Source organism: Danxiaibacter flavus (assembly GCF_041060425.1).
Classification (GTDB): Bacteria; Bacteroidota; Bacteroidia; order Chitinophagales; family Chitinophagaceae; genus Danxiaibacter; species Danxiaibacter flavus.
Genome location: NZ_JAULBC010000008.1, coordinates 296,905 through 311,841, shown reverse-complemented (window position 1 = coordinate 311,841; position 14,937 = coordinate 296,905). Strand labels below are relative to the sequence as shown.

10 protein-coding genes are annotated in these 14,937 nt (G+C 42.1%); 3 read left to right on the top strand and 7 right to left on the bottom strand.

What is annotated here, in order from left to right:
* Positions 1-177 precede the first annotated feature (177 nt).
* The 6 genes from recO to QTN47_RS22895 form a co-directional block, all read right to left on the bottom strand.
* Positions 178-912, bottom strand: a complete 735-nt coding sequence (gene recO, locus QTN47_RS22920; RefSeq protein ID WP_369331771.1) for a DNA repair protein RecO — start codon at positions 910-912, stop codon at positions 178-180.
* A gap of 356 nt (positions 913-1,268) precedes the next feature.
* Entirely contained in the window at positions 1,269-2,621 is a 1,353-nt protein-coding gene (locus tag QTN47_RS22915) for a glucoamylase family protein (RefSeq protein ID WP_369331770.1), read from the bottom strand.
* 53 nt (positions 2,622-2,674) lie between these two features.
* Positions 2,675-4,366 (bottom strand): glucoamylase family protein, encoded by a 1,692-nt coding sequence (locus QTN47_RS22910; protein WP_369331769.1) that lies wholly within the window; start codon positions 4,364-4,366, stop codon positions 2,675-2,677.
* 465 nt (positions 4,367-4,831) lie between these two features.
* A complete protein-coding gene (locus QTN47_RS22905) occupies positions 4,832-5,743 on the bottom strand; it encodes a LamG-like jellyroll fold domain-containing protein (protein WP_369331768.1) in 912 nt (303 codons plus the stop codon).
* A gap of 37 nt (positions 5,744-5,780) precedes the next feature.
* A complete protein-coding gene (locus QTN47_RS22900) occupies positions 5,781-7,364 on the bottom strand; it encodes a RagB/SusD family nutrient uptake outer membrane protein (protein ID WP_369331767.1) in 1,584 nt (527 codons plus the stop codon).
* 25 nt (positions 7,365-7,389) lie between these two features.
* Entirely contained in the window at positions 7,390-10,764 is a 3,375-nt protein-coding gene (locus tag QTN47_RS22895; RefSeq protein WP_369331766.1) for a SusC/RagA family TonB-linked outer membrane protein, read from the bottom strand.
* Positions 10,765-11,529: 765 nt separating this feature from the next.
* Here QTN47_RS22895 and obgE point away from each other — a divergent pair.
* On the top strand, positions 11,530-12,528 hold the full coding sequence (gene obgE / locus QTN47_RS22890) for a GTPase ObgE (protein WP_369331765.1): 999 nt from the start codon (positions 11,530-11,532) through the stop codon (positions 12,526-12,528).
* Between the two features lie 107 nt (positions 12,529-12,635).
* Here the strand turns inward: obgE and QTN47_RS22885 are convergent, their stop codons facing one another.
* On the bottom strand, positions 12,636-13,277 hold the full coding sequence (locus QTN47_RS22885) for a 4'-phosphopantetheinyl transferase family protein (protein ID WP_369331764.1): 642 nt from the start codon (positions 13,275-13,277) through the stop codon (positions 12,636-12,638).
* A gap of 170 nt (positions 13,278-13,447) precedes the next feature.
* Between QTN47_RS22885 and dcd the strand changes: the two genes are divergently transcribed.
* Together dcd and QTN47_RS22875 are read left to right on the top strand one after the other, a co-directional pair.
* Positions 13,448-13,984, top strand: coding sequence for a dCTP deaminase (gene dcd, locus QTN47_RS22880; protein ID WP_369331763.1), 537 nt, complete (start codon positions 13,448-13,450; stop codon positions 13,982-13,984).
* Positions 13,985-14,222: 238 nt separating this feature from the next.
* Positions 14,223-14,705 (top strand): response regulator, encoded by a 483-nt coding sequence (locus QTN47_RS22875; protein ID WP_369331762.1) that lies wholly within the window; start codon positions 14,223-14,225, stop codon positions 14,703-14,705.
* Positions 14,706-14,937 lie beyond the last annotated feature (232 nt).

Genomic DNA, 14,937 nt, shown 5'->3' with positions numbered 1-14,937 from the left:
GGGGATTTATTTGCCACGAAGACGCAAAGACAAAAAGAAGCACAAAGATGCTTGAACCACGGAGGCACGGACGAGAAAACGAAACACGGAGCATTCGAACCACGAAGCACAAGGGACACACTAAGAGGCTCAAAGGATTCGTTGCGCCGTTGCTTCGTCGCGGGCGCTGCGTGAAACTTAAAAGAGCTCGTAAAGGACAGAAAGGCTTCTGAGCTCGCCGAAATCGGAGACATGGAGTGCAATGTATTGCTGGAAAGATTGCAGCAGCTGACGCCTTACAGTTCTGTTTAACTGGATATTTTCCAGATCGTTGTAGAAGTTGATGCTATTGATCTCGGAACTGATGCGGGCAAGTTCGCCGGATAGATAAAAAGGGTGTCCGGGAATATCGCCAACATACTGCCCTTCTTCAAGATCCAGCACAGGTGTATGTTTATTAAATTCTCCCTGCCATTGAAACCCAAGTTCTGTGGCGAGATGGAGGGTAAAGTATAGAGGAAGGTTGGCAGTGAGTGTAACATCTCCTCTGTCCAGTTGTTTTAACGAATCTTCCATCAGGTAAAACAATTCCGGGTTCGCTTCAGGTTGCTTCAAACTATGTTGCAACAATTCAACCATATAGGTAGCTACTGCATTTTTTATTACATCAAAAAATAAGTGTTCATATAAATATGCCCATTCAAATTCCTTGATAAACTGAAGATTTTTCAGCTCGTTGTGATACACTTCCATTTGCAGGATAGCTGATGGCTGAAAATAATTACTCTTTCCCTGGGATTTTTTTGATGATTGTCTTACCCCCTTTACAATATAACTCTGAATTCCAAAAAGCTCGGTATATACCGTCGCGATGATGCTGGTCTCGCCGTATTTTACTGCACGTAAAACAATGCCTTTGGTTTTGTGAGTCATACAGCAAAGAAAGAGAAATATTTTGAAGACAGTAAGACAGTAAGATCGTAAGACGTGTAAGACATGTAAGATCGTAAGACGCCTAAGACCGTAAGATTTCGAGAATAGTAGATGGGTACGAAATCATAAAAAAGATTTGCGAGAATAATAAGATAATTCAAAGCTTTTAATCCTTTGTGCACCTTTGTGTTTGGTTAAAAAAACGCCGTGTTTCGTTCTTTCGCCTGTGCCTCCGTGCCCGCCCGTGCCGGATCGGACGGGGTTCAAGCATCTTTGTGCTTCTTTTTGTCTTTGCGTCTTTGTGGCCCAAAAAACCTCCGTGTTTCGTTTTGGCGCCCTGCCTCCGTGGTTTACCCCTATCGCAGATAGGGACTTTCGAAACCCAGCGTCTTTAACCCCTTTTGCACCTCCGGGCAGCTCATGAACAACTTCCACAACAACCCTGTCCTGTAATTTTCAATCATCACAATAATCGGTCCCTGGTCAATGGCAAGATGAGATTTTGCATACCAGTTTTGTGTTTCATTAAATGCGTCCACAAAGCCATATTCGCTCCATATTTTATCCCCCAGATCATAATAAAAATGCTTGAGTGCCTGCATGGAAAATTCCGGCGTATAAGGGAATGCTGATAGTGCAGCTGTGGGAGCAATGGTTCCCCAATCATTGTCCGGTGAAAAAGCATTATAGCCGTCATATGTGTCGCACGCTGTCAAGCCCCAACAATTGGCGCCATAGCCTTTAAAATTCTTTGGATTACGAATGCAATGTTCGTGATTGATGAGTGTATGATTTGTATTCAATTCCCAATAATCTGCGTATTGATCTTTTAATCCTTTTGGACTTAACCCAAGAAATGAATAATGTGTAAAAAATAACGGGCCGCCATAGTCGAAGCCCAACGGCAATTTGATGCCATAAAATTCCTTTCCATTCTTAAAATGGTTGCTCTCCGCCCAGCAACGGTTATATACCTGTGGCGTTATCGCATAGCGTGGTGATGAGGCTCCCATTATATACGCCATCAGGCATTCGTTCCAGCCACGCAACGGAAAGTTCATACTCCAGCCGTTGTTAGGGCTCCAGTGCCAGTATAGTTCATCGCGACCATCCCGCGTAAAGAAATTCCATTCTGCCTGATCCCATAACCAGTTAACACGATCTCGCACTTCACGCTCCATTTGATTGTCCTTTGTAAAGTATTGTCGCGCACACAAAAGTCCCTGGAACAAGAAAGCTGTTTCCACCAGGTCGGCTCCATCATCTTTCCTGCTAAAAGGAATAGTCTTTCCCGTTTCACCATTCAGCCAGTGCGGAAGAATACCATGATAGCTGTCTGCTTTATATAAGAACCTGACAATTTTATTCATTCTTTCTGCTGCTTGCGCTCTTGTTACCCATCCTCTTTCTGATGCAACTATAATGGCCATAATCCCAAAGCCACTGCCACCCGTGGTAACAACCTCATTCCCGTAATCATAAGCCACATTACTACGTTCGCGGGCAAGCCCGCTTACGGGGTGCGCAAAATCCCAGAAATAGCGAAAGGTTTGTTTTTGCACCAGTTCGAGTAAAGCAGTATCCGATAAGTTCTTTGGCCTTTTAGCCGCATCAAATGCAACTGTAGGGACAGCTTGCTTCTTTTGTGAAAAAGCAGCATGAAAACAGCAGGATAGAAATAATAGCAGGAACAAGTGAGTATATTTCATAAGCGCGTTTTTATTTTTCGTTTCTTCAGCAAGCCGGCACCGTTATTTTACCATTACAGATACGGACTTTGAAATCCGAGGGATTTCATCCCGTTCTTAATCTCAGGACAACTCATAAACAAGTTCCAAAGCAAACCGCTTCTGTAATTTTCAATCATTACAATTATTGGCCCCTGATCTATTGCCAGGAAAGAATTGGCGAACCATGCATCGTTTAAACTGAACGCATCAATAAAACCATAGTCCTTCCACAACTTATCTCCCAAAGTATAATAAAAAAACTTTAAAGCTGCAATCGATTCGGCAGGTGCGTAAGGCATGGCTGACAACGCTGCCGTAGGAGATATTACACCATCATCATTCGCAGGACTGTGTGCCAGATAGCCCTGTCTGTTATCATCGCTGGCAGTTAGTCCCCAGCAACTTGCACTATAGCCAAAAAAATTCTTGTCATTATTTACACAATAGTTGTAGTTGATCATTGTATGATTCTTATTCTGCATCCAATAATCTGCATAAACATCTTTAAGGCTACCGGGCTTAATTCCAAGGAATGAATAATGAGAAAAGAACAACGGGCCGCCATAATCCGGTCCTAACGGCAATTGATACCCGAGAAATGTTTTGCCGTTTTTCATCGCGCCGTTTTGCGCCCAGCCATTATCATAAACTATTTTGGGAACACCATGCGTTGGTGAAGATGCAGCAAGCACATATGGCATTAACGCTTCATTCCATCCGCGGACCTGGAGGTTCATATCCCAAGCGTAGTTAGGACTCCAATGCCAGTACAAAACATTTTCCGGCCCGTTTCCAACATATTTCCTGAACCAACTCCATTCAACCGCCCGCCACAAACTATCTATGTCGCTTCTTAATAATTTTTCTTCATTAGTTGCGAGGTTAAAATATTGTCGCGCAGCCAGCAATCCCTGCATTAAAAAAGCGGTTTCAACAAGATCGGCTCCGTCATCTTTTGTGCTGAAAGGGACTACTTTACCTGTGCTGCCATTCAGCCAATGCGGGAATGCGCCGTGAAAACGGTCAGCAGTATGTAAGAAGTTTACAATTTTCTGAATCTGTGTAGTGGCACTACTTCGCGCAATAAAATTTCTGTTCGCTGCGGCTATTATGGCCATAATACCAAAACCAGTTCCACCGGTCGTTACAACATCTCCTGAAGTATTGCGTTCTCTTGCCATGCCGCTTACAGGATGTGCGAAGTCTGTAAAATATTTGAGTGTTTGTTTTTGTACAAGATCCAATAACGCACTGTCTGAAATCCGGGGGAATTTATCTGTAGAATCTATTGCAGTTAATATGTTTACTGTAATCGTATTATTCAATTTTGTTCCTCTTTGCGATTGCAGACCGGACATTACTTTCAATACATATGCTTCAATGTTTTGAAGATTGCTCTTCGGTTGCACTACTATTGTATTACTGTCAGATGCACTTGCATAGCTGTACTGCAACTGCGCAGAAACACTGTGCTGATCGATCAGCGAAATAGCGGATGATGCGGAAGTTAAACTAACAGGAACAGTGAAGGCAAGTTTAATAACAGGGCTTACTTTCACTGATTGATAGGAATAATTGTTTGTTCCTGAAACACCGTCAACTGTAACACCGGTGAATCTGAAGTCTTCCGGAGGAAGAGGTGGCGGCGTATTGGAATTGCTGCTTTTTGAGCAGGAAAACAAAACGACTATTGCACTCAATATGAAAAAGGACCTTTTGTGCATGGGCAATAAATTGGTGTGCTTTTCAGGGTTGCGCAATAATACAGTTACACAGAGTTACACGGAGCAGGCACAGAATTACACAGAGAATGCGTTCCAATCTTCTAAGACAAATTACAGTCAAAGACTAAGAATGATTGAAGCCTGTTGTTGTCCGTGGGACATTAACCTCGCGCCTGTGTTAAAGTCCTAACGGACTATGATTGTCTTTTTTGACATTTCTATTGAGCTTAATTCCCTACGGGAAAACCTGCATTATTGGTAAGCTTGTTATTGGCACAATATGAGTGTCTGTCCAATATCAAAATGTTGGCTGTTTTTCATTGCCGTTCGCTTTAGCGAACGGATAGTCACAATTTGGATTATAGCTTTAGCCACATATTTCAACTTTTTGGCTAAAGCCAAATTAAAATATCAACTGTCATCCGTCGGCTAAAGCACGACGGCAATGAATTGAAATAAGCTTCTCTACAGCCCCAATTTTTCAAGCCTGAACAATGCATCTACCTCTTTCGCTGTTAAAGCTCTGCTATAAATCCTGAATTCATCCAATACGCCTGCAAAACTTCCGGCCCATGGCTGGCTGCCTGTGCTGGTAATCTCAGGATCGTTCGGCTGAAACTGCCAGGTGCCAAGCACCACAGCGGTTGCATTGTTGTCTTTAAAATTGAGCGGACCATAGTTCGTATTATTCGGCCCGCTTAATACCGGTCCTCTTACATTGCTCTGGCTACCCACATTGATGGGCTGTGATTGAGAATTGGCGTAAATATTAAAAACGGAGCTAGCTGAATCATAAGATATAATAATACTGGTCCATTTATTAATGGCGGCCGGAATTTTGGTTTCGCTAAACTGGCCTATGTTAACGCCGTCAATGTTGTTGCCAAGATGGACTTTAAAATAAGCGGTGTCAGGACTGGAAAAATTTTCCATGTAGATGTCCAGGTTACCCCAGAAATCTGTCTTGTTGTTGAGTGACCAGATCCCTCTTGCAAGCCCGCTTGTTTGAGGCGCTTTCATCCAGAATGAAATGGTAAACCCTTTAAGATTGGGTATTGACCCCGGTTGCTTAAATGTTACATAGCTGGTATCATTACCCTGGTAGCCCATCCCCTTAAAACCTTCGACAAAAGATGCATTGTGATTTGTGCCGGTGAGATGCTGGATGCTATCATTGAAATTATTCTCAAAGCTCCACTTGGCAATAATAGCATCCTTCGCCACATCATCAGATGTGTTGTAGTTACCTATAGGCGGCGGAGATGACTGTTTAAAATCATCGCCATAATCGGCTTTTGTGCAGGAAGCGAAAATAATCACCCCCATAGTAAACAAGGCCAGTGAAGGTGATGAGAATATTTTTATCATGCTTTTCATACATTTCTTTTTTGTGTGTACACAAATGCAAGTACCGTTAGTATCCCTGGTTTTGTGTCAACCTTTTGTTACTTAGATCGATCTGATTTTGCGGTATGGGAAACACTTCATTTCGTTGGGCCTTAAACCCTAGCGGACCAAGAAATGTAACTGCACGTCCGGTGCGCACCAGGTCGAAGAAACGGTCACACTCCATAGCCAATTCAACGCGGCGTTCTTTCCATACGTTGTCGATAGTTGCAGCAGCATTCGCCAGCCCTGCTCTTTGTCTTACCATATTCAAACTGGTGGCAGCTTCACCAGCCTGGCCAACCTGCAATCCTGCTTCCGCATTAATCAGCAACACTTCTGCATAACGCATCAGGCGTATATTTTTAGGTCTGTCATCTTTATCGTTCGGACCGTTGCATGCAAAAGTTTCTTTCAAAGGACTGTGATATGCTTTGTAACTGTAACGCGGATTTTCAACAGAGTCCTGTGTAGGTATCCTGAATCCATCCCACAACACTGTGCCCGTATTGGCTCCGCCAGTTGGCTGCACAAATATGATTGTTCCAAACTTGCGGGTAGAATCGCCGGGCTCATACGCATTTACCAAACTTTCAGAAGGATCGTTGAATCCAAACCCCAGGTCACCGGCATAAATAACATCATTAAACACATTATCCGGCCAGCCTTTCTTTGCTCGTGCTCCCTGTCCGTTTGCATATAGCTTGCTAATGGCATCACAGGTATTGTTTTTGGCTGCCTGCATTTCAAAAATGGATTCTGTGTTGTTCACCCCGCCAACACCATTAACAGGATTTTCACGGAATATTGCGCCGTAGTAGGGATAAGGAACCAATGAATATTTTCCTGAGTTAATAATATCCTTTGTTAATTCATAAGCCTTCTGATAGTTCTTCTGATACAGGTACACTTTTGCGAGAAAAGCTTCAGCAGCGCCTTTATTGGCACGACCTTCCTGCGCGCCTGCTTCTCCACGTAAAGGCAGGTTATCCATAGCAAACTGTAAATCACTAATGATCGCTTTGTAAACGCTATCTACAGATTGCTTTACCACAAATTCATCTTTATTGGATTCGGAAGGAGCTGGTACTCTCAGAATCAACGGCACTCCGCCGAACAAGCGAACAAGATTGAAGTAATAAAAACCTCTCAGAAATCTTGTTTCACCAATCAGCCTGTTCTTTAATGTCTCGTCAAATGTAGCCGCATCCAATACTTTTAAGGCCTGGTTGGTGCGGGCAATTGCCTGGTAATGCCCTTTCCAGAGATTATCCAGGTAGAAGTTTGTCGGGCTAATATTAAAGTGATCCATTTGATTGGCCTCGGGACCATCAGAAGCTGTACTTCCTTTGTCAGCGTCGTCAGATGCAACGTCTACTGTCAGTGAGTAAAGCAGCCCGATGGTGGTATTATCGAAACCGCCAAAATATAAAGTGTTGTACGCACCCAGTACAAGGTCTGATGCCGCGTTAGGATCCTGGCTCACTTCATCTTCGGTTTGTTGTCCCTGCGGCGGCACATTCAGGAAATTCTTGCTGCAGCTGAAAAACAGTAATGCCGCAACAGCACTTCCAAGCAGTGAATATTTTATTGTTTTATTATTGGTATTCATGATGCGAAGTTTAATTGTTGATTGACTAGAAACCCAGGTTTATACCAAATACCCATGTGCGCGGAGTTGGATAAGTATTAATATCAACACCCGCATTTGTAATGCCCAAATTGGTTTGATTGGCCGCAGAATTCGGATCTGCCTTCAACGCATTTACACCGGTGGAAATAGCGGAGAACTCAGGTGTAAAGCCGGTGTAATTGGTAATTGTTGCAAGGTTCTGCACGGTGGCATAGACCCTGAGTTTAGTGATCTTCGCTTTCTTCAGCATGTCTTGAGGAAGCGTATATCCGATCGTGAGGTTGTTAATCCTGAAAAAGCCGCCCTGTTCAACAAAATAAGTTGACGCCGGCCATTGATTTAATGTAGCCCTGGGATTTGAATTAGACTTGTTGTCTACGGTCCACCTGTCAGTAACCACACTTGCTTCCATATTATCCAATGAGTTGGTTGAAGCTCGCAAAGCTTTTTTTGCATTGTATATTTTACCTCCTGAAGTACCATAAGTGCCGAAACTCAGATCAAAGGATTTGTAAGTAACGCTGCCACTAAAGCCATAGATAAATTTTGGTTGATAAGATCCAACCAACACCCGGTCATTTGCATCAATTACGCCGTCGCCGTTCTGATCTACATATTTAAAATCGCCCGGCCTTGCATCTGGCTGAATAACGGTGCCGGCTTTGTTTTTATAATTATCTATCTCTTCCTGGTTTTGGAAAATTCCGGCAACTTTCAACACGTTATAACTTCCGATAGGCTGGCCATTTGGAGACAATGTAACATATCCCTGACCTGCAAGATTACCATCAACCAACGGTTGGCCACTTGATAACCCAACAACTTCGTTTTTATTGTAGGCACCATTACCACTGATGCTGTAGGTCCAGTCTTTACCAATCTTATCGCTCCATGTTAAGCCCAGTTCCACACCTTTGTTCTGAATAGCTGCTGCATTGGTCAGGTACTTGCTGTCCTGATCACCCAATGTTCCTAGTATGTTTACATAAATAAGCGCATCGTTGGTCTTTTTACTATATAAATCTATTGTACCGTTTAAACGTTTGTCAAGTACCGTAAAATCAAGTCCAAAATCAAATTCTTCAGTAGTTTCCCATTTCAGATTGGGATCTGTGATCTGGTTAAAAGCAATACCTGAACCCAGGTTGCCATAAGGAAGATTAGGAGATGCCAGAGGCAGGTATAAAGATGAAGGGATCTGATCGTTACCTACCCTACCCCAGCTTGCTCTCAACTTCAAATAACTAAAGGTTTTCTGATCCTTCATAAAGTCTTCGCTCGTAATATTCCAGCCAAGGCCTACTGAAGGGAAGAATCCCCACCTGTTTCCTTCCGGAAAACGGGAACTACCATCACCTCTGAATGTTGCAGTAACCAGGTAGCGATCTTTATAGTCATAATTAAATCTTGCGATATAAGAGTTGCGGGCCCATTTATCGCCGGAACCATTGTTCTTTGCAGTATTGGCATCGCCCGCGTCGAGAAACCACTGATTCTTCGCAGGAGGAACATTTTGCCGGTACCCGTATAAGCGATTAAACTTATACTGTTCGGCTGTTGTACCTATCATCAGCTTCAGGTTATGATCCCCAAACTTTTTGGATGCAGTAAGCGTATTGTCCCACAACCATCTGTTTGCATCATTCTTGGTGATCTGCAAAACACTAACCGGTTGTTGCTGGTTACCACCCGGCGGATCAAATATGGTGCTGTCGGCGAAATATTGATACGCGTATTGGGTGTTCTTATAAAAATCAAGATCCACACCGATGTTAGAAGAGAACACCAACCATGGTAAAATCTTGTACTCAAATGTTGCTGCACCCTGTATACGATTGTCGTTCCCCCTGTTGTAATTCTTGTCGATGTCCAGCAGCGGATTACCAACATTTTGAAACGCCGACGTATTACCATACTTAGTACCAACTCTTGCAGGAACAACGGGTGCGGCTCTGTAAGAGTTACCATATGCGGAGTTTAGATCAACATCATCCAAAACACCGTTGGCATAAGAAATTACCGTTGTGAGTTTAAGCTTGTTGTTGAATTTATATTCATTGTTATTACGGATGGTAAATCTTCTGAAGCTGTTATTCTTGATGATCCCTTCATCAAGCAAATAACCGGCGCTGAGATAATAATTGATCTTTTCGCTACCGCCTGAAATGGAAAGGTTATTGTTCTGCTGTAATCCTCGACGGAGGATCTGATCGTACCAATCTGTGTTAGAGCCATTGTTTAGCAATGCTGTGTCAACAAGATTATCACTGTTACCATAATAACGGCTCGCTTCGTTCAGATAGCCAACATACTGGTGCGAGCCGGCCATATTTACCAGGTGCGCAGCTTCTTTCACGCCTATTGTTCCATCATAATTCACCACCATTTTACCCGAGCGACCTTTCTTCGTCGTAATGATCAGCACACCGTTGGCGGCACGCACACCATAAATGGCTGTGGACGATGCATCTTTCAGCACATCCATGGACAAAATATCCGCAGTATTAATGTTGGTGATATCATCCGTAATTACACCATCTACAACATACAAAGGGTTAACGCCGGCGAGCATAGAACCTGTACCGCGAATACGCACGGAAGGAGAAGAGTTTGGTGCACCGGAGCTAATGATCTGCACACCGGCGGCTTTACCTTGCAACGCTTGTGTCGCAGTTAACACCGGTTGTTTGGAAAGTTCATCACCTTTGATATTGGCGACTGCGCCGGTAAGATCTTTTTTCCTCGCTGTACCATACCCAACAACAACCACTCCATCCAGGTTAACAGCTTCACTCGCAAGTGTTACATTGATCTCCGTCTGAGTGCCGACAGTTATTTCGCGGCTAATATGTCCCACATAGCTAAACACAAGTACATCTGTGGGCTCTGCGCTTATGGAAAACTTTCCATCTTCATTTGTAGCGGTGCCTCTTGTAGTTCCTTTAACCTGTACAGAAACGCCTGCCAACACGCCACTATCGCCACGGACAGTTCCCGTAACATTTGCCTGAACAGAGTGATATCCCGCTGCTGCTTCCTTGATGATGATCTGCCCGTCATCCATTATTTCGTAAGTAAGGCCTGTGTTCTGCAATACCTGGTCCAGCACATCCTGTATGTCTGCATCTTGCAGATTAACAGAAACTTTCTGTGTCAGGTTTTTTATATCCTTATAAACAAAACGGAAATTACTTTGCTTCTCTATAGCTTTCAACACTGCAGTAATTTCGGTTTTCTCTGTTTTGACAGATAGTTTTTTGCCACGCCCCTCTGCAGAAGCCTGCAGGCTAAAAGCCAACATACATATTGTCATTATTTTAATAATGAGCAATAGCCTTGATGCCAAAGGTTGTCTGACATCAGTTAGCAAACATTTCATACTTTAGATTATTATGGTTAATGAAAAAAGCCAACCCGCCAGGGTGGTGATTATGCAATACGTTAACCTGAAGTAAGCGGGGAATGCGCCAACATTCTCCGCATTTTATTTTATTTGGGATGAAGGTTATCCTGATGCACAAGCAGATATTTCATACTATTGAATTTTATAATATCAAATGCATTGGCAACTCGAAAAATGCTTGCCGGAAAAAACAGACAGATTATGCAGTTGCGCCGGCTTGTTATCCGGCTCCGTTAAAAAGGTTGTGTCAGTTTTTTCTGATATGAAATAGTCTTCAGCAGGTAAGGCAGCGGCAATCACACTTACATCAGACAACTTATTTCTTTCATTAGCTGCAACGTTTGTCGATGTAAATCAACGAGTGCACTATTTTGAGGATTGTATATTTCTCATTTGATCAGGAAACCTGAAAATCGCTTTTGCTATTGATTCTTCATGCAAGGAAACAGCGGCCCAACATTGCAAACCCCTAAAACATTGTTCTCTAAATTATTGTGTTGCAACTCATTTCTTTTGTAATACAATTAGCGAACCTTTTTGTTGCACGATTAATAAAAAACAACGTACACTAAGCAATGATTCAGATGGATATTTATCTTAGAAATTATTCTAATAGCAATTGACTAATATCTCAACGCCGCGTTTTGTCTCAAACTAATTAACTCGCAATCAGTTTATTAGCAACCATTTTTGAAACTAATTTCATATCCTGACTTTGGAAAAATATCTTTGCAGCACTTAATGGAAAAAACAAACTTCATAGACTATATCCGCATTTTCTGCAAAAGCGGACACGGAGGAGCAGGCAGCAAACATTTTATGCGCACGAAATACAATGCAATGGCCGGGCCTGATGGTGGCGACGGAGGTCGTGGTGCGCATGTTATTTTAAGAGGGAACAAGCAGTTATGGACGCTGTTGCATCTCCGGTACTACAAGAACGTAATAGCCGAGAATGGTGAAAACGGCAGCAAAAACAATTGTACCGGAAAAGACGGTGAAGATGTGATTATTGAGGTGCCTTTGGGCACAGTTGCCCGTGATGAAGAAACCGGCGAAATAGAAGCAGAAATTCTTGAGGACGGCCAGGAGATCATTTGGTTACGGGGCGGAAGAGGTGGCCTGGGCAACCAGAATTTTGCTACGCCTACCAACCAGGTTCCCGAACACGCACAGCCGGGAGAACCGGGCGTCGAAGGGTGGAAAACGCTGGAACTTAAAGTATTGGCCGATGTGGGTCTTGTAGGTTTTCCAAATGCAGGTAAATCAACTTTACTTTCCGTAATTACAGCTGCGAAACCCAAAATTGCCAACTACGCGTTTACAACATTAACCCCGCAACTTGGGATGGTGGAATATCGTGACGGCAGGTCGTTCTGCATTGCCGATCTTCCCGGAATTATTGAAGGAGCCGCTGAAGGCAAAGGATTGGGACACCGGTTCCTGCGTCATATTGAACGTAACGCTGTATTGCTCTTTCTTATCCCGGCAGACAGTGACGATCATAAAAAAGAATTCGAGATACTGTTTAATGAACTGGAGCAGTACAATCCTGAAATGCTGCAGAAAGATTTTGTAATAGCCATCAGTAAAAGTGATATGCTGGATGATGAGTTAAAAGAAGCGATCTCTAAAGAATTACCGTCAAATATTCCTCACCTGTTTATTTCTTCTGTCACCAATAAGGGTTTGACGGAGTTGAAGGATGTGTTGTGGAAGACAATTAATCAAAGTAATTGACAGTTGAAAATTGACAATTGAAAATGGGGGAGAAATATTGCTTGGAATTTAAAACTATATTTATTCTTTGCTATAATCATTTTCAATTGTCAACTATCAATTATCCATTAAGTCACTACCCAGCTCAAAACAATATCTTCAAATATTTTTGCTTTTAGCTGAACATTATTCACGCTGTCTTTAGCGAAAGTGTAGGGTAGATCGATAATATTACTGGCGCCGACTACAAGATCTCCGTCCAGGTACATGCATTCCTTAAAATTCACTTCACCCAGGCCGTGCCATTTATACAGGGCTTCCTTACAGCTCCAGAACACCGTAAGCATTTCCACACGAAAATGTTTTCCCATGTTTACAAATGAAGTCAGAAATGCCTCTTCATTTGGATGGAGAAACTTATGTTGCACACGTTCAACTTTTGCTGAGGGAATTTCTATGTCGATGCCCACGCGATGATCTGTACTTACAATGGCAGCTGCAAAATTGCCGCAATGCGAAATGGAAAAATGATAAAGCTCGTCCGCCAGGTAAGGTTTGCGTGTATCTGCTATCAATATTTCATGCTGTGGAAAATCCGGGAACAGAAATTTAAGCAGGTAACGGCCTGCAAGATGTTGTAACCGCTTGTGGGGGTGCGTTATATCTTTTTTCAGAGGAACATGTTCAAGAAAAAAATGCTCATCTTCTTCAATATGCCAAATACCCAGCCGCGTAGACGCATTAATGTTATTTTGATAGAATAGAGCCAATTGACAATAAGGTTTTTTATTTATAACGCAAGAAATGCATTTATTTGCAAAACTTTGCCGACCAAGATATTTAGTACGGGTGACTAAAACAAAGATTCCCCGCTTAAATTCGCCGATGGCAATCAAAGATTCGCTGATTTATCCGGTTACGGATAATAAAAATTGTAACAATGATTCTTTCAGATCAACGCATTTTAGAAGAGATAGATAAAGGCACCATTAAAATAGAGCCTTATCAAAGAGAGTGCCTTGGAAGCAATAGTTATGATGTGCATTTAGGTAAATGGCTGGCTACTTACAAAGAGCATATCATCGACGCAAAAAAACACAATGAGATAGAATATTTTGAAATTCCTGAGGAAGGGTTTGTACTCTACCCGCATATATTTTACCTTGGCGTTACGGAAGAATACACTGAGACACATGCACATGTGCCATTCTTAGAAGGTAAATCTTCGACGGGAAGGCTTGGCATTGATATTCATGCCACTGCCGGAAAAGGAGATGTTGGATTTTGTGGTAACTGGACCCTGGAGATTTCAGTAAAACAACCGGTAAAAGTATATAAAGGCATGCCTGTTGGGCAGTTGATCTATTTTCCTGTTGAAGGAGAGATTGAAGTAAAATACAATCAGAAGAAAAACGCTAAGTATAATGGACAGCCTGATAAACCAATAGAAAGCATGATGTGGAAGAATAAGTTCTGATCCAAAATACTAAATCACCACACGGGTAGAACTTTTCGCTTGTTATACTTGTTACCATAACAGAGGTTCTGCCCTGAATATCCAATATCGAAACCGTATTCACAGTCATGTTCCCCCCATAGCATTCAGCTTGCTTTGTAGGCAAGACAGAGATCATTTTGCCGGCTTCGAAAAATAAACGCTTGAAAATCATAGGATTTATGAAAATATGACTTATTTTACCCTATAATTTACAAGGATGGACGAAGCTGGTAAGTATTTAAATGTTTGTGAGCCATTGAATATTGATAAAGCGCTAACAAATGAACAAATAGTTGCAGCAATGAATACAACAGAGAAGATTTTTCTGATAGATGATGACCAGTTCTACTTATTCAGTATGAAGCGGATGATTGAAATAAATCAGCTCAGCAAAAGCATTATTGAATATAAGAACGGTCTTGAAGCAATTACATCCCTTAAAAACACACTTGCTAATTCTTCTACGCACGATCTTCCGGATGTAATTTTTCTTGACATCAACATGCCTATTATGAATGGCTGGGAATTTATGGAAGCGTATGAAACGATGGCTGATGGCATCCCGAAATCTATTAAGATTTATATGGTAAGCTCATCCATTGACGAAAACGATCGCAAAAAAGCCAAAGCATATAAAAGTGTAACGGATTATATTATAAAACCGGTTTCCATAGCATATTTAAAAGAGTTGCTGAGTTAAACTATGCGATGTTTTAAAAATAAATATGTTTTACAGTTTGTTGTAAATTTCGCTTGTTTATACTAACTTTCTTAAACAGATAACCCATCCACATATCTATAAAAAACTAACTGTCAAACACTGTCCCCTTAGAAATATTGTATCGTTACGTTTTGATTAAAGCACGGTAGCGACGAGGACATTAAACCAACACTATTGTTCTGTTTACTCCGTGATTGCTTGCAGATCATTT

Excerpts from the sequence above, each read along its gene's own strand:
- obgE (WP_369331765.1), top strand. The coding sequence starts at position 11,530 with ATGGAAAAAACAAACTTCATAGACTATATCCGCATTTTCTGCAAAAGC.
- QTN47_RS22900 (WP_369331767.1), bottom strand. The coding sequence starts at position 7,364 with ATGAATACCAATAATAAAACAATAAAATATTCACTGCTTGGAAGTGCT.
- recO (WP_369331771.1), bottom strand. The coding sequence starts at position 912 with ATGACTCACAAAACCAAAGGCATTGTTTTACGTGCAGTAAAATACGGC.
- dcd (WP_369331763.1), top strand. The coding sequence starts at position 13,448 with ATGATTCTTTCAGATCAACGCATTTTAGAAGAGATAGATAAAGGCACC.
- QTN47_RS22910 (WP_369331769.1), bottom strand. The coding sequence starts at position 4,366 with ATGCACAAAAGGTCCTTTTTCATATTGAGTGCAATAGTCGTTTTGTTT.
- QTN47_RS22895 (WP_369331766.1), bottom strand. The coding sequence starts at position 10,764 with ATGAAATGTTTGCTAACTGATGTCAGACAACCTTTGGCATCAAGGCTA.
- QTN47_RS22915 (WP_369331770.1), bottom strand. The coding sequence starts at position 2,621 with ATGAAATATACTCACTTGTTCCTGCTATTATTTCTATCCTGCTGTTTT.
- QTN47_RS22905 (WP_369331768.1), bottom strand. The coding sequence starts at position 5,743 with ATGAAAAGCATGATAAAAATATTCTCATCACCTTCACTGGCCTTGTTT.
- QTN47_RS22875 (WP_369331762.1), top strand. The coding sequence starts at position 14,223 with ATGGACGAAGCTGGTAAGTATTTAAATGTTTGTGAGCCATTGAATATT.